This is a genomic window from Streptomyces sp. CA-294286 (genome assembly GCF_050947155.1).
GTDB lineage: Bacteria > Actinomycetota > Actinomycetes > Streptomycetales > Streptomycetaceae > Streptomyces.
Genome location: NZ_CP192005.1, coordinates 4,226,402 through 4,244,324, shown reverse-complemented (window position 1 = coordinate 4,244,324; position 17,923 = coordinate 4,226,402). Strand labels below are relative to the sequence as shown.

At 71.1% G+C, this 17,923-nt stretch carries 13 protein-coding genes, 2 tRNA genes and 1 pseudogene; 5 read left to right on the top strand and 11 right to left on the bottom strand.

Features of this window, described 5'->3' with window-relative positions; translation table 11 throughout:
• Positions 1-73: 73 nt before the first annotated feature.
• A complete protein-coding gene (locus tag ACQPZG_RS23500; RefSeq protein WP_433547704.1) occupies positions 74-2,695 on the bottom strand; it encodes a valine--tRNA ligase in 2,622 nt (873 codons plus the stop codon).
• Positions 2,696-2,832: 137 nt separating this feature from the next.
• On the opposite strand from ACQPZG_RS23500, the gene ACQPZG_RS23495 reads away from it, so the two are divergent.
• On the top strand, positions 2,833-3,798 hold the full coding sequence (locus tag ACQPZG_RS23495; RefSeq protein WP_433547703.1) for a hypothetical protein: 966 nt from the start codon (positions 2,833-2,835) through the stop codon (positions 3,796-3,798).
• Positions 3,799-3,899: 101 nt separating this feature from the next.
• Here ACQPZG_RS23495 and clpX read toward each other — a convergent pair whose 3' ends face one another.
• From clpX to ACQPZG_RS23470, 5 genes are all read right to left on the bottom strand, one after another.
• Positions 3,900-5,195, bottom strand: a complete 1,296-nt coding sequence (gene clpX / locus ACQPZG_RS23490; protein ID WP_433547702.1) for an ATP-dependent Clp protease ATP-binding subunit ClpX — start codon at positions 5,193-5,195, stop codon at positions 3,900-3,902.
• Between the two features lie 184 nt (positions 5,196-5,379).
• A complete protein-coding gene (locus ACQPZG_RS23485) occupies positions 5,380-6,063 on the bottom strand; it encodes an ATP-dependent Clp protease proteolytic subunit (protein WP_308437312.1) in 684 nt (227 codons plus the stop codon).
• A 68-nt stretch (positions 6,064-6,131) separates the two neighbouring features.
• On the bottom strand, positions 6,132-6,749 hold the full coding sequence (locus ACQPZG_RS23480; protein WP_373312408.1) for an ATP-dependent Clp protease proteolytic subunit: 618 nt from the start codon (positions 6,747-6,749) through the stop codon (positions 6,132-6,134).
• Positions 6,750-7,085: 336 nt separating this feature from the next.
• A complete protein-coding gene (gene tig, locus ACQPZG_RS23475) occupies positions 7,086-8,492 on the bottom strand; it encodes a trigger factor (RefSeq protein ID WP_433547701.1) in 1,407 nt (468 codons plus the stop codon).
• Between the two features lie 205 nt (positions 8,493-8,697).
• Positions 8,698-8,774 (bottom strand) — tRNA-Pro (locus ACQPZG_RS23470).
• Between the two features lie 158 nt (positions 8,775-8,932).
• Between ACQPZG_RS23470 and ACQPZG_RS23465 the strand changes: the two genes are divergently transcribed.
• Positions 8,933-9,003 (top strand) — tRNA-Gly (locus ACQPZG_RS23465).
• Between the two features lie 107 nt (positions 9,004-9,110).
• Here the strand turns inward: ACQPZG_RS23465 and ACQPZG_RS23460 are convergent.
• Positions 9,111-9,305, bottom strand: coding sequence for a hypothetical protein (locus ACQPZG_RS23460; protein WP_185026444.1), 195 nt, complete (start codon positions 9,303-9,305; stop codon positions 9,111-9,113).
• A 226-nt stretch (positions 9,306-9,531) separates the two neighbouring features.
• Here ACQPZG_RS23460 and ACQPZG_RS23455 point away from each other — a divergent pair, with 226 nt between their 5' ends.
• On the top strand, positions 9,532-10,758 hold the full coding sequence (locus ACQPZG_RS23455; RefSeq protein WP_433547700.1) for an acyltransferase family protein: 1,227 nt from the start codon (positions 9,532-9,534) through the stop codon (positions 10,756-10,758).
• 174 nt (positions 10,759-10,932) lie between these two features.
• On the opposite strand, the gene ACQPZG_RS23450 is transcribed toward ACQPZG_RS23455, so the two are convergent.
• Positions 10,933-13,158: a serine hydrolase domain-containing protein gene (locus tag ACQPZG_RS23450; protein WP_433547699.1), complete on the bottom strand. Its 2,226-nt coding sequence runs from the start codon at positions 13,156-13,158 to the stop codon at positions 10,933-10,935.
• A gap of 168 nt (positions 13,159-13,326) precedes the next feature.
• The gene (locus tag ACQPZG_RS23445) at positions 13,327-14,469 is read right to left on the bottom strand and encodes a PP2C family protein-serine/threonine phosphatase (protein ID WP_433547698.1); all 1,143 of its coding nucleotides are present in this window, start codon (positions 14,467-14,469) and stop codon (positions 13,327-13,329) included.
• Positions 14,470-14,575: 106 nt separating this feature from the next.
• Between ACQPZG_RS23445 and ACQPZG_RS23440 the strand changes: the two genes are divergently transcribed.
• Complete coding sequence (locus ACQPZG_RS23440; protein WP_433547697.1) at positions 14,576-15,850, top strand: GNAT family N-acetyltransferase; 1,275 nt, start codon at positions 14,576-14,578, stop codon at positions 15,848-15,850.
• Between the two features lie 41 nt (positions 15,851-15,891).
• On the opposite strand, the pseudogene ACQPZG_RS23435 reads toward ACQPZG_RS23440, so the two are convergent.
• Positions 15,892-16,719, bottom strand: a pseudogene (locus ACQPZG_RS23435) (Fpg/Nei family DNA glycosylase); the annotation flags it as partial.
• A gap of 461 nt (positions 16,720-17,180) precedes the next feature.
• Positions 17,181-17,669, bottom strand: coding sequence for a ribose-5-phosphate isomerase (locus ACQPZG_RS23430; protein ID WP_433547696.1), 489 nt, complete (start codon positions 17,667-17,669; stop codon positions 17,181-17,183).
• 9 nt (positions 17,670-17,678) lie between these two features.
• Here ACQPZG_RS23430 and ACQPZG_RS23425 point away from each other — a divergent pair, with 9 nt between their 5' ends.
• Positions 17,679-17,909, top strand: a complete 231-nt coding sequence (locus ACQPZG_RS23425) for a hypothetical protein (protein ID WP_433547695.1) — start codon at positions 17,679-17,681, stop codon at positions 17,907-17,909.
• The last annotated feature ends 14 nt before the right edge of the window (positions 17,910-17,923 follow it).

Here is a 17,923-nt window from a genome sequence, read left to right as displayed (position 1 = left end):
GCCCTCGGCACGCGGGGGCCCCGCACCGTGGATCTCGTGGTGCGGGGCCGCTGCGTACGACCGGGCGGGGTGCCTACTGCTGCGGCAGCGCCTCGATCTGCGCGGTGATGCGCGCGATGTCGGCCTCCGCCTTGGCGAGTCGGCCGCGGATCTTGTCCACGACGTTGTCGGGCGCCTTGGCGAGGAACGCCTCGTTGCCGAGCTTGGCGTTGGCCTGGACGACCTCCTTCTTGGCGGCCTCCAGGTCCTTGGTGAGGCGCTTGCGCTCGGCGGCCACGTCGATGGTGCCGGACAGGTCGAGGGCGACGGTGGCTCCGGCGACCGGCAGCGACGCGGTGGCGTGGAAGCCGTCTCCGGCCGGTTGCAGGCGCAGCAGCTGGCGGATGGCCGCCTCGTGCGGGGCCAGCGCCGTGCCGTCCAGGGTCAGCTCGGCGGGGACCTTCTGGCCGGGCTGCAGTCCCTGGTCGGAGCGGAAGCGGCGGACCTCGGTGACGACCTGCTGGATCAGTTCGATCTCCTGCTCGGCGGCGGCGTCGCGGAAGCCGGAGTCGGCGGGCCAGTCGGCGATCACCAGGGACTCGCCGCCGGTGAGGTTGGTCCAGAGCGTCTCGGTGACGAACGGGACGACCGGGTGCAGCAGGCGCAGCATGACGTCCAGGACCTCGCCGAGGACCCGCGCGGACACCTTGGCCTGCTCGCCGCCCGCGAAGAACGTCGTCTTGGACAGCTCGACGTACCAGTCGAAGACCTCGTCCCACGCGAAGTGGTAGAGGGAGTCGCTGAGCTTGGCGAACTGGTAGTCGTCGTAGAAGGCGTCGACGTCGGCGACGGTCTTGTTGAGGCGGGAGAGGATCCACCGGTCGACGGCCGAGAGCTGCTCGACGGGCGGCAGTTCGCCCTCGACGGTCGCGCCGTTCATCAGGGCGAACCGGGTGGCGTTCCAGATCTTGTTGGCGAAGTTGCGGGACGCCTGGACCCAGTCCTCGCCGACGGGCACGTCGACGCCGGGGTTGGCACCGCGCGCCAGGGTGAAGCGGACGGCGTCGGCGCCGTACTTGTCCATCCAGTCGAGCGGGTTGACGACGTTGCCGAAGGACTTCGACATCTTCTTGCCGTTCTCGTCGCGGACCATGCCGTGGAAGGCGATGGTGCGGAACGGGACGTCGTCCATGGCGTACAGGCCGAACATCATCATCCGGGCGACCCAGAAGAACATCAGGTCGTAGCCGGTGACCAGGACGGAGTTGGGATAGAACTTCTCCAGCGACTCCGTCTTCTCCGGCCAGCCCAGCGTGGAGAAGGGCCACAGGCCCGAGGAGAACCAGGTGTCGAGGACGTCGGTGTCCTGGTGCCAGCCTTCGCCGGTCGGTGCTTCCTCGCCGGGGCCGACGCAGACCATTTCGCCGCTGGGGCCGTGCCAGACGGGGATGCGGTGGCCCCACCACAGCTGGCGGGAGATGCACCAGTCGTTGAGGTTGTCGACCCAGTCGAAGTAGCGCTGCGTCATGTCGGCGGGGTGGATGTCGACCCGTCCGTCGCGGACCGCGTCGCCGGCGGCCTTGGCGAGCGTTTCGACCTTGACCCACCACTGCATCGACAGGCGCGGTTCCAGCGTCGTCTTGCAGCGGGAGCAGTGGCCGACGGAGTGGACGTACGGGCGCTTCTCGGCGACGATCCGGCCCTCGGCGCGCAGGGCGGCGACGATCGCGGAGCGGGCCTCGAAGCGGTCCAGGCCCTGGAAGGGTCCTGCGGTGACGATGACGCCGCGCTCGTCGAGGACCTGGATGGTGTCCAGGTCGTGGCGCTGGCCGATGGCGAAGTCGTTCGGGTCGTGGGCGGGCGTCACCTTGACGGCGCCGGTGCCGAACTCGGGGTCGACGTGGGTGTCGGCGACGACCGGGATGGTGCGGTCGGTGAGCGGCAGCTTGATGCGGGTGCCGATGAGGTGGGCGTACCGCTCGTCGTCGGGGTGGACGGCGACGGCGGTGTCACCGAGCATCGTCTCGGCGCGGGTGGTGGCGACGACGATGGTGTGGTCGCCCTCGCCGTACTTCATGGAGACGAGTTCGCCGTCGTCGTCCTGGTAGTCGACCTCGATGTCGGAGATGGCCGTCAGGCAGCGCGGGCACCAGTTGATGATGCGTTCGGCGCGGTAGATCAGGCCGTCGTCGTACATCTTCTTGAAGACCGTCTGGACGGCTTTGGACAGGCCCTCGTCCATGGTGAAGCGGTCCCGGCTCCACGCCAGGCCCTCGCCGAGGCGGCGCATCTGGCCGGCGATCTGCCCGCCGGACTCCGCCTTCCACTGCCAGACCCGTTCGACGAACGCCTCGCGGCCCAGGTCGTGGCGGGACTTGCCCTCCTTGGCGAGTTCGCGTTCGACGACGTTCTGGGTGGCGATGCCGGCGTGGTCCATGCCGGGCTGCCACAGCGTCTCGAAGCCCTGCATGCGCTTGCGGCGGGTGAGGGCGTCGATCAGCGAGTGCTCGAAGGCGTGGCCCAGGTGCAGGGAGCCGGTGACGTTCGGCGGCGGGATGACGATGGTGTAGGCGGGCTTGTCGCTCTTCGCGTCGGCCTCGAAGTAACCGCGTTCCACCCAGCGCTCGTACAGCGGCCCCTCTACGTCGGCCGGCGCGTAGGTGGTCGGCAAGTCGGAAGTGGGTGCGGGCTGCGGAGTCTGAGAGTTCTCGGTCACGCGGCCAGTTTAAGGGCCCGGGGGTACCGCTTCGAAACGCGATTGTTCGGTAACAGTCGGGCCCCCGCGAGCCCTCCTGTCGCACCCTTCCGTCAGGATGTTCGGGACGCATAAGCATCTGGAGGGGAACCCAGTACATGAGCTACCACCAGCCGGGCCCGTACGGCGGCCAGCCACCGCAGCAGCCGAACCCGTACGGCGGCCAGCAGCCCGGCCCCTACGGCCAGCCGCCGCAGGGCCGGCCCGGCTACGGCTACCCCCCGCAGGCCCCGCCGCCGCAGGGCTACGGCTACCCGCAGCAGGCGCCGCCCCCGCAGCAGGGGTACGGCTACCCGCAGCAGCAGGGGCAGCAGCCGCCCTACGGCCAGCAGCCCCCGCAGGGCCCGTACGGCCAGCAGCCGTACCCGGGCGGCCCGGAGCCGAAGAAGAAGACCGGCCTGATCGTGGGCCTTGCGGTGGTCGTCCTCGCGGCGGCGGGCACGGGCGCGTACTTCGCCTTCTTCACGGGCATCTCCGACGATGGCCCGCACAAGCTGACCGCGTCCGAGACGGTGTTCGGCGGGGCCTACAAGAAGCTCCAGCCGGGCGACGGAACGTCGAAGGACGACAAGTCCGTGCAGGGGTTCACCGCGGCGGGGGTCGCCGACGCGCAGCTGGTGGGCATGAGCTACTCGGACGTCGATCGGTCCAAGCTGACCCCGACGGACCCCTCCTCCCTCGAAAAGGTGAAGACCGCCAAGGTGGTGAGCTTCAACGGCGCCTACGGCCGGATCGCCGATCCCGAGAAGGCGCTGGACAACTTCTTCGCCAAGCTGAGGGCCGACTCCGACGAGGGGGCCGCGAAGAACAAGGACGCGGCCAAGCTGCTGGGCAGCCCCGAGTCCGTCAGCCCCGGCTCCCTCGACAACGCCCTCATGAAGTGCCAGTCGATGCAGGGCAAGAACAAGCAGACCAACGCGATGGTCACGTCCACCATCTGCGCCTGGGCCGACTACAGCACGCTCGCCGCGGGCTACGCGGCCCACGGACAGCAGCCGCTGAGCATGGACGAGACCGCCGAGCAGGTCGCCAAGCTCCGCAACGACGTCCGCGTCAAGAACTGACGCCGACGTCACGGCAAGACCGGTACGCGACGAGGAGGGCCCGTCCGGTGGTATTCCACCGGACGGGCCCTCCTCGTACACCGTGCGTGACGCGGGGAGCGCTACGCGGACTTCTCGTGCCGCCCGCCGTCGCCCTTGCCGATGATCCGAGGCTCGCGCGGTACCAGGGTCGGGTTGACGTTGGAGTGGACGACTTCCTCCGTGATGACGACCCGGGCCACGTCCTTGCGGGACGGCACCTCGTACATCACCGACTGGAGGACCTCCTCCATGATGGCGCGCAGGCCGCGCGCCCCGGTGCCGCGCAGGATCGCCTGGTCGGCGATGGCCTCCAGTGCCGGGAGGTCGAAGTCCAGCTCGACGCCGTCGAGTTCGAAGAGCTTCTGGTACTGCTTGACCAGGGCGTTGCGCGGCTCGACGAGGATCTTCAGGAGCGCTTCGCGGTCCAGGTTGTGGACCGAGGTGATGACGGGGAGACGGCCGATGAACTCCGGGATCATCCCGAACTTCACCAGGTCCTCGGGCATGATCTCCGAGAACTGGTCGCTGGCCTGGATCTCCCGCTTGGAGCGGATCGTCGCGCCGAAGCCGATGCCCTTGGCGCCGGCCCGCGACTCGATGATCTTCTCCAGTCCGGAGAACGCGCCGCCCACGATGAACAGCACGTTCGTCGTGTCGATCTGGATGAACTCCTGGTGCGGGTGCTTGCGCCCGCCCTGCGGAGGTACGGAGGCGGTGGTGCCCTCCAGGATCTTCAGCAGGGCCTGCTGCACGCCCTCGCCGCTCACGTCGCGCGTGATCGACGGGTTCTCGCTCTTGCGGGCGACCTTGTCGATCTCGTCGATGTAGATGATCCCGGTCTCGGCCTTCTTGACGTCGTAGTCCGCCGCCTGGATCAGCTTCAGCAGGATGTTCTCGACGTCCTCGCCGACGTACCCGGCCTCGGTGAGCGCCGTGGCGTCCGCGATGGCGAACGGGACGTTCAGCATGCGGGCCAGGGTCTGCGCGAGGAGCGTCTTGCCGGAGCCGGTCGGGCCGAGCAGGAGGATGTTCGACTTGGCGAGCTCGATCGCGTCGTCGCGGTTGGCTCCGCCGTTCTCGCCGGCCTGGACCCGCTTGTAGTGGTTGTAGACCGCCACCGAGAGGGCCTTCTTCGCGGGCTCCTGCCCGACGACGTACCCCTCCAGGAACTCGTAGATCTCACGAGGCTTGGGGAGTTCCTCCCAGCGGACCTCGCTGGTCTCGGCGAGCTCCTCCTCGATGATCTCGTTGCAGAGGTCGATGCACTCGTCGCAGATGTACACACCGGGACCTGCGATGAGCTTCTTCACCTGCTTCTGGCTCTTTCCGCAGAACGAGCACTTGAGCAGGTCTCCGCCGTCACCGATGCGTGCCACGAGGTGAATCCCCTTCGCCTGGGAGCCGCCGGGTGCAGCGACTCCTGGTGCCTCAAACTTCGACGGTACCTTGCCTTGCCCCCCGTTCGGGCCCCCCTTGGCACGGTTCACGCGTACGCGGACCGCTTCGTGCGCCGGTGCCAAGGGGTGGGCAGGACCCGTTACTTCATTTCGCCGAGGCGGTTCAGGCCGCGGCCGCGGCCGTGGTCTTGCGGGTCGAGACGATCTGGTCGACCAGGCCGTACGCCAGTGCGTCGTCGGCCGTGAGGATCTTGTCGCGCTCGATGTCGTCGCGGATCTTCTCGATCGGCGTGGTGGAGTGCTTCGCGAGCAGGTCCTCCAGCTGGGTGCGCATGCGCAGGATCTCGTTGGCCGCGATCTCCAGGTCGGAGAGCTGCTCGCGGCCGGTCTGCGAGGACGGCTGGTGGATCAGCACGCGGGCGTTGGGGAGCGCCATGCGCTTGCCGGGCGTGCCCGCGGCGAGCAGGACGGCGGCGGCGGAGGCCGCCTGGCCCATGCAGACCGTCTGGATGTCCGGCTTCACGAACTGCATCGTGTCGTAGATCGCGGTGAGCGCCGTGAAGGAGCCGCCGGGCGAGTTGATGTAGATCGAGATGTCGCGGTCGGGGTCCATCGACTCCAGGCACAGCAGCTGCGCCATGACGTCGTTGGCGGACGCGTCGTCGATCTGCACGCCGAGGAAGATCACGCGCTCCTCGAAGAGCTTGGCGTACGGGTCGTACTCGCGCACGCCCTGCGAGGTGCGCTCCACGAAGCGCGGCACGATGTAGCGGTTGTCCACCTGCGGGCCGGTGTAGAGGCCGGAGGCGCTCTGGGCGGAGAGATTGTTCATGTGGGTGTTCACCATCCTGGTGGCTTTCGGGCGTCTCGTCGTGGGACTGCTCGGTTGCGGGGGCGGGACTGCCGGGGCCTGGCTCAGGCGCCGGTGCCGCCGCCGCCGGGAACGCCCGACGCAGCGGTGATGATCTCGTCGATGAGGCCGTAGTCCTTGGCCTCTTCGGCGGTGTACCAGCGGTCGCGGTCGCCGTCGCGGATGATCGTCTCGACGGTCTGGCCGGAGTGCCGGGCGGTGATCTCCGCCATGCGCGTCTTGGTGCGCAGGAGGTACTGGGCCTGGATCTTGATGTCCGAGGCGGTACCGCCGATACCGGCCGAGCCCTGGTGCATCAGGATGTCGGTGTTCGGGAGCGCGAAGCGCTTGCCCGCGGCGCCGCCGGTCAGCAGGAACTGGCCCATGGAGGCCGCCATTCCCATGCCGATGGTGACGACGTCGTTGGGGATGTACTGCATGGTGTCGTACACCGCCATGCCGGCCGTCACCGAGCCACCGGGGCTGTTGATGTAGAGGTAGATGTCCTTCTCCGGCTCGGCGGCCAGGAGGAGCAGCTGCGCCGTGATCTTGTTCGCGATGTCGTCGTCGACCTGCTGGCCGAGGAAGATGATGCGCTCGCCAAGAAGTCGGCTGTAGACCTGGTCGCCGAGGCCTCCACCGAGGGACGGCTCGCCGGCGGCGTAGGGCATCAGATTCGTCACGTGTTCCACCTGCTCGTCTCTGACGGCTCCGGCCGTCTCAGCGTCTTCGTACGGGGAGTCGGGTATCCCACCCAACCCGCCTACTCATGGACCCTAACGCGCAGGTAGGACAACGCCATCCCGCTTCAGCAACTGTTCGCTGGGAGCGCAAGGTGGTGGGCTCAGGTGTACGTACGGGGCGGGCGGTGCGGGGCGGTCGCCGCTTCGTGGGGCGGGGGGTCCCGCCGTCGCGGCGCGGCGGGTGTGCGGCGGTACGACGGCGGGCCCGGACGCGACGTGCGCGTCCGGGCCCGCTGTCGTGCTCCGGAGCCGGTGCAACTACGGAGTCAACGAGACCTACTTGGCCTCTGCGGCGTCCTTGGGAGCCTCGTCCTCTGCGGACTCGCCCTCGGCGGCGGCGTCGGCCTCGACCGTCTCGGCGGTCTCGTCCTCGTCGTCGTCGAGCTCGACGAGCTCACCGTTGGTGTCCTTGACCGTGGCGGCCTCCACGACGACCGCGAGGGCCTTGCCGCGGGCGACCTCGCCGACGAGCATCGGGACCTGGCCGCCTTCGACGACGGCCTGGGCGAACTGGTCGGGGGACATGCCGGAGGACTGCGCGCGACGCATGAGGTGCTCGGTGAGCTCCTCCTGGTTCACGTTCAGCTTCTCCTTGTTGACCAGCTCGTCGAGGATGAACTGGGTCTTGATGCCCTTGACCGCCTGCTCGGAGGTCTCCTTGTCGAACTCTTCCTCGGTCTTGCCCTGGATCTCCAGGTACTTCGCGAGGTCGATGCCCATCTGACCGAGCTGGTGGTGCTCCAGGTTGTGCTTGCGGGTCTTGACCTCGTCCGCGAGCAGGTTCTCCGGGATCGGGACCTCGACGAGCTCGATGAGCTTGTCGAGCACGCGCTCCTGGGCCTGGGTGGCCTGGTCGTACTGCTTCATGTTCTCCAGGCGCTTGCGGCTGTCCGCCCTCAGCTCCTCCAGCGTGTCGAACTCCGACGCCATCTGCGCGAAGTCGTCGTCCAGCTCGGGGAGTTCACGGGCGGCGACGGCGGTGACCTTGACGGTGACCTCCGCGTCCTTGCCCTCGGCGGAGCCGCCCTTGAGCTGGGAGGTGAAGGTGGCCTCGCCACCGGCCTCCAGGCCCTTCACGGCGTCGTCGATGCCTTCGAGGAGCTCGCCGGAGCCGATGGTGTACGAGACACCCTCGGCCACGCCGTCCTCCAGGACCTCGCCGTCGACCTTGGCCTCCAGGTCGATCGTGACGACGTCGCCGTCTTCGGCGGCGCGCTCCACCGGGTTGGTGGAGGCGAAGCGACCACGCAGGTCTTCGACAGCCTTCTCGACGTCCTCGTCGGAGACGGTGACGGCGTCGACCTCGACCTCGATGCCGGAGTAGTCCGGGATCTCGATCGACGGGCGGATGTCGACCTCGGCGGTGAAGGCCAGCAGTTCGCCGTCCTTCAGCTCCGTGATGTCGACCTCGGGCTGACCCAGCGGGTTCAGCTCACCCTCGTTGACGGCCTCGGTGTAGAACTTCGGGAGGGCGTCGTTGACGGCCTCCTCCAGCACCGCGCCACGGCCGAACCGCTGGTCGATGACTCGGTTCGGGATCTTTCCCTTGCGGAAGCCCTTCACCGTGACCTGCTGGTTGATCTTCTTGTACGCCGCGTCGAGGCTGTCCTTGAGCTCCTCGAAGGGCACCTCAATGCTGAGCCGAACCCGGGTCGGGTTCAGGGTCTCCACGGCGCTCTTCACGGTTCGGTCTCCTTGGTGGCTGACTTCTGGGGTTCTGCCGAACCGCTTCAGTTAGGGCGGTCCTGCTCATCGGCCCGGTATCAGACACACGGGCACGCAACCTGCATAGTAACGGCAAGCCGACGTGCTCCCACAATGCGATCTTGCGGGTGGACCCGGGAGGGCCCCGGAGGGGTACTGCGGGGTCCCGGTACAAAGATCCTGCTGGTCGGGGTGGCCGGATTCGAACCGACGACCTTCCGCTCCCAAAGCGGACGCGCTACCAAGCTGCGCCACACCCCGTCGGTGCGAGACGTAGGGTACATGCCCGCGGGCGCCGCGTCGGCCGCTTTACGACCCGCCGGAGGGCCCCGACGGGAACGGGGTGTGCGTGCACGTGCCATCACCCGCTACGATGCTCTCCGTACCCCGGTCGCTGCGGCGGCCTCGGGGGTGCGTGTGCGGGCGTAGCTCAATGGTAGAGCCCTAGTCTTCCAAACTAGCTACGCGGGTTCGATTCCCGTCGCCCGCTCCGATGGCCTCCGGCCCGGCGAGTTCTCTCGCCGGGCCGGAGGTCTTTTCGCGTGGGGCTGCGGGTCGCCGAGGGTGCTCCCGGTCGTCCCAGCGGTGCGCCGGGCCTCAGAACTGGATGTTGTTGAGTGTGCTCGCCAGCGAGTTGAGGAACCGCTGTATGTCGTCGGCCATGCCGGTGGAGGCGAGGAAGAAGCCGAACAGGACGGCGACCACCGCCGGTCCCGCCTTGAGCGACTTGCCGCGTATCAACACCACGAGGACGACTGCCAACAGCAGCACCACTGACAGTGAAATGGCCACAACTGATCACACCCTTGGTCGGTCCGCCTTGCCGGCCCGGGGATACACGACCCAGTGCTTCCCCCGCCAGGCCATCGTGCCACCAACACCCCGGGCCTCGCTGCTGGGTGACGGACAGTTGATGGCTGGATCACATCCGTCGGCCGGTGAACGCGTGGGGCCGAGGGGGCGGGTGGACCGGGTGTGAGGCGTGACGGGAGGACGCCGCGCCACTAGGGTGCCTCAAATGCTTCAGTCTCCCCTTGAGCACCAGAGAGCCCCTCTCCCTCCGCTGAAGGAAGCGGTCCCGGCTCTGCGGCCCGCCCGGCCACAGACCGCGGATCCCTTGGCGGAGAAGGGCGGTGGGGGACGGGACGCGTTCTTCGACAACGCGAAGTACCTGGCCATCGTACTCGTCGCGGTGGGGCATTCGTGGCCGCTGGTACTGGCGGGGAGCCGGGCGACCGAGGCGCTCTACATGCTGGTGTACGTCTTCCACATGCCGGCCTTCATCCTCATCTCCGGTTATTTCTCGCGGTCCTTCGACATGCGGCCGAAAAAGATGATGCGGCTGATTTCGAGCGTTGCCGTTCCCTACGTGGTCTTCCAGACGGCGTACGCGGTGTTCTTCGCGGCGATGGGGGACGGGGACGTCGCGGTACGGCTGTTGTCGCCGTATTTCCTGATGTGGTTCCTGATGGCGCTGTTCCTGTGGCGGCTGCTCACTCCGCTGTTCATGGCGATCAGGTGGCCGGTCCAGATTTCGTTGCTGATCGCGGGAGCGGCCGCGGCGACGCCGGACATCTCGGGGCAGTTGTCGGCCCAACGGGTGCTGCAGTTCCTGCCGTTCTTCGTGCTGGGCCTGCGGCTGCGGCCGGAGCACTTCCGGCTGGTGCAGCGGTGGTCGGTGCGGTGGGCCGCGCTCCCGGTCTTCGCGCTGTCCGCGGGATTCCTGTACTGGGCGGCGCCGCGCACCCAGTTGGGCTGGGTGTACCGCAACCAGAGCGCCCAGTACATGGACCAGCCGTGGTGGCTGGGGGTGTTGACGACGTACGCGATGTTCGTGGCGGCGCTGGTGCTGACCGCGGGGTTCCTGGCGTGGGTACCGAGGCGGCGCATGTGGTTCACGGTGCTGGGCGCGGGCACCATCGGCGGCTATCTGCTGCACGGCTTCGTGGTGAAGTACGCGAGTCACGCGAAGTGGGCCGAGACGTACCACCTGGACACGCCGCTGGGGCGAATCGCGGTGACGCTGGCCGCGGTGGCCCTGGTGACGGTGCTGTGCACGCCGCCGGTGCGGCGTGCGATGCGGCTGGTGGCGGAACCGGACCTGTCGTGGGCGTTCCGCCGCGGCGCGGACCGGAGCGCAGGCGGTGCCGCGGGCGGGGGCGGGACGGAGCCGGGGAAGACCGCGCAGCCGGCGGCGACCGAGGGCGACGGCAGGGTGCCGGCGGGGGCCGGGGCGCCCCGCTGAGGGCGTTCCGCGGCTCTTGCTTCCGCTGCGCGTGTCCTCCGGCCCCGGCTTCTGCTTCCGCTGAGGGCGTTCCCCGGCCCCGGCCTCCGCTGAGGGCGTTCGCCTGCTTCTGCTTCCGCTGCGGGTGTTCCCCGGCTCCGGCGCCGGCTTCTGCTTGCGCTCCCGGCGGGCCGGTCAGCCGAGGAGCGGCCGTACGACCAGGTGGTAGGGGGTCAGGGCGGCGAGGAAGACGGCCGCGGACAGCCCGACGAGGGCGAAGTGGAGACGTCCGGCCCTCCCCCACCAGCCGCGCCGCACGGCGAGCACCGTCAGGACCAGGGTCGTCGCCGTGAGCGGAACGGCCGCGGCGAGGGTGAGCAGGGAGCCGGTCAGCAGGGGCGAGCCGCCGAGGAAGACCGCCTCGTTCATGGCGTTGGGGTCGGCGGCCAGGGCCAGGAAAAGCCCGCAGAAGAGCACGGGCAGCGCCGCCGTCGTCCAGCCGACGGCCCGCGCGGCGGCGGGTCCCGTGGGGGCGGCGGCGCGGCGCAGGCGTCGTACGAGCGCGGTCGCCGGCCAGCCGAGCAGGGCGGTCGACAGGACGGCCACGGCGGTGAGGAGGGCCGTCCGGTGGAGCGCGGCGGACGCGTACCAGGGGATGCGGGTGTAGGCGACGGTCGGGTCCTGGCCGGAGAGCAGCATGCCGTCCTTGAACGCGAGGACGTCCTGGCCGCCGCGTTCGCGGTAGAGGTGGGGCCCCGCCGGGATCCAGTGCTGGGTGGTCCTGGCGGGGTCCGGGGAGAGGGGCCCCTCGGTGGTGAGGACGCCGTCCGCGGCGACGGTGACGGTGACGTCGCCGAGGAGGGCGGAGGCGGCGGAGAGGTCGTTCTGCGAGGTGCGGGTGGAGCGGTAGCTCCCCGCGTGGTCGGCGGGGAGGGCGCCCTCGGTGGCGCCGTTCTCGGATTCCCGGTCGGCGTCGGCGGTAAGGGCTTCCCCGGGGGCGCCGTTCCCGGATTCGCTGTCGGCGCCGGCGGGGAGGGCGTGTCCGGTGGCGCCGTTCGCGGGCTCCCGGTCGGCCGGGTGGAAGCGGGCGACGAACTCGTTCACGAGGTCGCGGGCCGCGTGCGCGGCGGTGGCGTCGTCGCCGTCGCCGTTGAAGCTGACGTACAGGCCGGTGTCGCGGTCCGGCAGCAGTGCCAGGAGGGTGTGGAAGCCGGGGAGGTCGCCGTCCTTGAGGAGCAGGGTGCGGCCCTCGCGGCGGTTCTGGGTGAAGACGTACGCCATGCCGGGGATGCGTGGGTCGGGGCCGAAGTGGCGGGACAGCAGGGCGGTGTTGGTGGCCGGGCGCAGGATGCGGGGGTCGGGGGCGAGGGTGGCGGTACCTGGGGCGGGGGTGGCGGTGCCGGGGGCTGGGGTGCCGGAGGCTGGGGTCGCGGTGCCGGGGGCTGGGGTGGCGGTGCCGGAGGTGGTGCGGGTGGGGCGGTGTGTGGCCGTGGGGGCCCGCCCGTCGTCGAGCAGGGCCTGGATGAGGCGGGCCATGTCGGCGGCGGTGGTGACGGAGCCCGCGCCGGCGGCGGTCATGGGGCCGAACTGGCCGCGGGCGCGCTGCTGTCCGCCGCCGGCGGGCCGGTGGCCGGTGGCGGTGTCCGGGTGCGGGACGCGGGGGTCGTGCTGGTCGAAGGTGGTCTGCGTCATGGCGAGCGGGCGCAGGATGTGCTCCTCGACGTACGAGGCGAAGGGGCGGCCCGAGACCCTTTCGACGAGGTGTCCGGCCAGCGTCAGGCCGTAGTTGTCGTAGCTTGCCGCGGTGCCCGGCGGGCGTACCCGGGCGGGCTGGTGGGTGCGCAGGTGGGCGGCCATGCCGACCGGGACCTCGGGTTCGCTGTGGCCGACGCCGTAGACGCCGGTGTCGAAGCCGGACGTGTGGGTGAGGAGGTCGCCGACGGTGACGGGGCGGCCGGGGAAGGTGTCGGCGATGGTGAAGGGGGCGTCGGCGAGGTAGCGGTTGACGTCGGCGGACAGGTCGAGGCGGCCCCGCTCGACCTGTTGCATGACGGCGATGCCGGTGAAGACCTTGCCGACCGAGCCGGTGAAGAAGCGGGTGCGGGCGGGGTCGACGGGGTTGCCTCGCGCGGTGTCGGCGATGCCGTACCCGGCGCTGATCACGTCGGTGCCGGACACGACGGTGACGGCGGCGCCGGGGATGTTGCGGGCGGCGAGCCGGGCGGGCACCTCCTCGTCGAGGAAGGCGCGGAGGGCGGCGGGCGCCGGGGGTGCGGGCGGGGTGGTCCGCGGGGCGGCTCGCGGCGCCCGTTCCTCCGGTGCTTGCGGTGCCGCGTGCGCGGTGTGCGCCGTGCCGAGCAGGAGCGTCGCCGCCGCCAGTGTGCCCGCCGCCGCTCTTCGCAGGACTCCCCGTACCGTCATGCCGACTCCCCCGCCCGTTGCGCCCGTCGACCACTCGGTGGCCGCTCGGCCAGGAGCGTATGCGCGCCGCCGGGGTCTGCTTGAGCCGTTCCGCCACCCTTCCCGGGGTGTACCTGGCACCACCCCCGGGGCCGGGGCCGGGGCGTTACGGGGTGGTGGCGGGCGCCGTCAGTTGCGGCACAGGAGCAGCAGGGCGCGGTCGTCGTTGACGTCCTTGGCGACGGCTTCGATGAGGTGCCAGGCGGCGCCCTCGAAGCCCGCCGCGACGTAGCGGTCGGCTTCGCCGGTGAGCCGGTCGACGCCTTCGCTGATGTCGCGGCCGGGGGCTTCCACCAGGCCGTCGGTGAAGAGCATCAGGACGTCGCCGGGGGCCAGGACGCCCTTCGTGGGGTCGAACTCCGCTCCGTCGTACACGCCGAGGAGGGGGCCCTCGCCCGACTTCTCCTCCCAGCGTCCGCTGCCGGCGTGCAACTGGAGGGCGGGGAGGTGGCCGGCGGAGAGCAGTTCGTACTCGCCGGTCTCCAGGTCGAGGACGAGGTGGATGGAGGTGGCGAAGCCCTCGTCCCAGTCCTGGCGCAGCAGGTAGCCGTTGGCGGCGGGCAGGAAGTCGTGGGACGGCAGGGAGCCGAGGAGGCCCCCGAACGCGCCGGAGAGCAGCAGGGCGCGGGAGCCCGCGTCCATGCCCTTGCCGGAGACGTCGGTGAGGACCACTTCGAGGGTGCGGCCGCCGTGGCCGGTACGGGCGGCGACGACGAAGTCGCCGGAGAAGGACTGGCCGCCGGCCGGGCGCAGCGCCATCTCGCTGTGCCAGCCCTTCGGCAGGGCGGGCAGCGCGCTCTGCACGCGGATGCGTTCGCGCAGGTCGAAGAGCATGGTGCCGCCGCGTCGCCACGGCACGCCGACCCTCGCCCTGAACTGGGCGAGGACCAGGCCGAAGAACCCGCAGGCGGCGACGGTGAGGACGACGCCGGGGGTGACCCGCGCGGGCCCCTGCGTGTACGGGCCGAGGACCACGGATTCGACGATCAGCGCGGTCGCCGCCGCCGCGTACAGCCCCAGCAGGCTGGCCGGGCGGAGCAGCAGGCCGCCCGCGACGATGGGCAGGACCAGGGCGGCCGGCGCGCACCACACCGGCATCGCGATCGTGCCCAGGGCGATCGCGGGGACGGTCAGGAGCAGGAAGGCGAGCGCGATCCAGTCGGAGCCGTCGCCACGGAAGTAGTCGACTCCGGATCTGCGCAGCCCGCCGCGGACCCGGTGCGCGGACTTGCGCAACCGGGCCGCGTACGAATCGACTCTCGCTTGGCCCATTGCCGTGGACCTTATCCACCCGCGCGGTTGCCTCGCAGGGGGACCCCTGTGACATCGCGTTCGAAATGAGTGGCTCGTCATGGTGGGCCGCTGGTAGGCATGGCATATGACTACGGAACTGCGGACACTCTCTCCGGTCGAGTGGGACGGGTGGTACGCGACCCTGGAGCGGGCGTTCGGCGGGGTGGCGGAGAGCGACGAGGAACGGGCGCTGTGGCGCGACCTGGCGGAGTTCGACCGGTCGTTGGGCGTGTGGGACGGTGAGGCGTGCGTGGGCACCGCGGGTGCGTGCAGCTTCCGGATGTCCGTTCCCGGGGGCGCGCTGGTTCCCGCGGCCGGGGTGACCATGGTCAGCGTGGCGGCGACGCACCGGCGGCGCGGGGTGCTGACGCGGATGATGCGGCGGCAGTTGGACGACGTGCGGGAGCGGGGCGAGGCCCTCGCGGTCCTCACCGCCTCGGAGCCGGCGATCTACGGGCGGTTCGGTTACGGCGTGGGGGCGTTCGAGACGCGCGCCGAGATCGACACGGCGCGGGTGCGGCTCGCGGTGCCGGAGGGCACGGACGGGGTGCGGCTGCGGTACGCGCCGCTCGCCGACGAGGCCGTACGGCAGACGTGCGAGGAGATTTACGCGCGTGCCGTGCCGGGCCGTCCGGGGATGCTGGCGCGGCAACCGGGTTGGGAGCGGGTGCCGGTGCTGGACCCGGAGAAGGACCGGGGCGGGGCGTCGGCGCTCCAGTGCGTGCTGGCCGAGGACGCGGACGGGACGGTACTGGGGTTCGTACGGTTGAGGGTGCAGCCGCAGTGGGGGCCGGCCGGGGCGGAGGGCGTGGTGGTGCTGGAGGACCTGGAGGTGGCGGATCCGCGGGCGCCGCGGGGCTCCGGCGCGTCGATGGACCCGCAGGCGTACGCGGCGCTGCTGCGGTTCCTCTTCGGCATCGATCTGACGTCGACGCTGCGGTTGCGCTCGCGGCCGGTGGACGACGCGTGGCAGCACCTGGTGTCCGACGTACGGCGGTGCGCGCCGCGGCAGCGGGACTGGCTGCACGTGCGGCTGGTGGACGTCGGCGCGGCGCTGGAGGCCCGGACGTACCGGACACCGGTGGACGTGGTGTTCGAGGTCCAGGACGCGTTCTGCCCGTGGAACGAGGGGCGTTGGCGGCTGACCGGCGACGCGAAGGGCGCGGTGTGCGCACGGTCGGCGGACCCGGCGGACGTGGCCCTGTCGGTACGGGAGCTGGGCGCGGCCTACTTGGGCGGGGTGCCGCTCGCCTCGCTGGCGGCGGCCGGGCGGGTGCGGGAGCTGCGCGAGGGGGCGCTGGCGGAGGCGACGGTGGCGTTCGGGTCGGACGTGGCGCCGTGGCTGCCGCACGGGTTCTGAGAGCGGCTCGGCGGGCGGAGGGTGTCCGTGAGGGAGGGCCCGGGGGACGGCGGCTGGCAGACCGGGCACCAGAAGAGGTTGCGGGCGGCGAGGTTGGCGGTACGGACCGGGGTGGCGCACAGGTGGCAGGGCAGGGCGGCGCGGCGGTAGACGTACACCTCGCCCCCGTGGTCGTCCTTGCGCGGCGGGCGCCCCATCGCCTCGGGGAGGTGCTCGGGGCGGACGGTGTCGATGCGGTTGTCGCGCACGCCGTCGCGCATGAGGTTCCGCAGGTCCTGCCAGATCGCGTCCCACTGGTCGCGGGGGAGGACGCGGCCCGGGGTGTACGGGTCGATGCCGTGCCGGAAGAGGACTTCGGCACGGTAGACGTTGCCGACGCCCGCGACGACGGCCTGGTCCATGAGGAGCCCGGCGATCGTCGTGCGGGACGCGCTGACGCGTCGCCACGCCCGGTCGGGGTCGGCGTCCGCGCGCAGCGGGTCCGGGCCGAGGCGGTCGTGGATCGCCTGCTTCTCGGGTGCGGTGAGGAGGGCGCAGGCGGTGGGGCCCCGGAGGTCCGCGGAGTGGGTGGCGGTGGCCAGGCGGAGGCGGATCGTGTCGGCCTTCGCGGGCCGGGCGGCCGCCGGACGCTCGTCGTCGAAGGTGACCTTCCCGAACAGGCCCAGGTGGATGTGGATCCAGCCGAGCGGGCCGAAGCCGAGGAACAGGTGCTTCCCGTGGGCCTCGGTGGCGGTGAGGGGGTGACCGTCGAGGAGGGCGGCCGACTCGGCGAACTTGCCCTGGGGGCTGGTCACCCGGAGGGGGGCGCCGGGAGCGAAGCGGGCGGAGTACTCGTGCGCGAGGCGGTGGATGGTGTGGCCTTCGGGCACGGGAACTCCTGCGGGAGGCGGGGCGGGTCGTAGGGGTGGTCGCGCCGAGGGGGCGGGGCGACCGGGTGCGGCACAGGGGCGGCGGGGGCGTGGCAGCGACGCGGTGCGGACGCGGCGACGGGGTGCGGCGCGGCACGGGGGCAGGGTGCGACGCGGGGCGCTTGCGGCGGCGGTGCCGGTGGCGGCTGCGAGGAGCGGCGGTGACGGCGGTGGCCGTCGGCTGCTCCCGCCGTTTCCCGCGGCGTTCGTGCCGATGCCCGGGATCTTCGTGCCTTTTCCCGAGGCGATTCTGCCGTTTGCCGGGCCGTTCCTGCCGTTCCTGCCGTTTCGCGGGGCGTTTCTGCCGTCTCCCGGCCCGTTCGCGGCACGGGGCCCGGTGCGCGGGCGCAGGGCGCGGGGGCCCTGCGCCCGCAGCCGCGGAGGCGGGCCGGGAGCGGACCCCCGCACCCGCCCGCGCCGGGTCAGTCCTGCTGCGGGTGGTGGGCCGGGATGGGCGGGAGGGCGCCGGTGGTCTCGTACTCCGACAGCATCTCGATGCGGCGCGTGTGGCGCGCCTCGTTCGAGTAGGGGGTGGAGAGGAAGATCTCGACGAACTTCACCGCCTCCGCCTCGGTGTGCATCCGCCCGCCGATGGAGATCACGTTCGCGTTGTTGTGCTCGCGGCCGAGGGCGGCCGTCTGCTCGCTCCAGGCGAGGGCGGCCCGTACGCCCTTGACCTTGTTGGCGGCGATCTGCTCCCCGTTGCCGGAGCCGCCGATCACGATGCCGAGCGAGTCGGGGTCGGCGGCCGTCCGCTCGGCGGCACGCAGGCAGAACGGCGGGTAGTCGTCCTGGGCGTCGTAGAGGTGGGGACCACAGTCGACGGGCTCGTGGCCGTGGGCCTTGAGCCATTCCACGAGGTGGTTCTTGAGTTCGTATCCGGCATGGTCGGAACCGAGGTACACGCGCATGGTCGAAGTGTGGCACGGGGCGGGCCGGGTGAACGGGACCGGGGTGAAGACTGGGGCCCCCGCTCACTGGACGCGCACCGGGACCCGGCGCTGGTCGTGGCCTTCTCGCTGGTGCGCGACGTCGTGCGGACGCTCAACGGGGCGCTGTCGGAGCGGGTCGCGGGGGCGGGGGCCGGCGCCTGTGACTACGAAAAGGGCCCCTGGCGCACGGCGAATTCCAGGGGCCCCTCGGAGCGGTGACGGCGTCGTGGCCG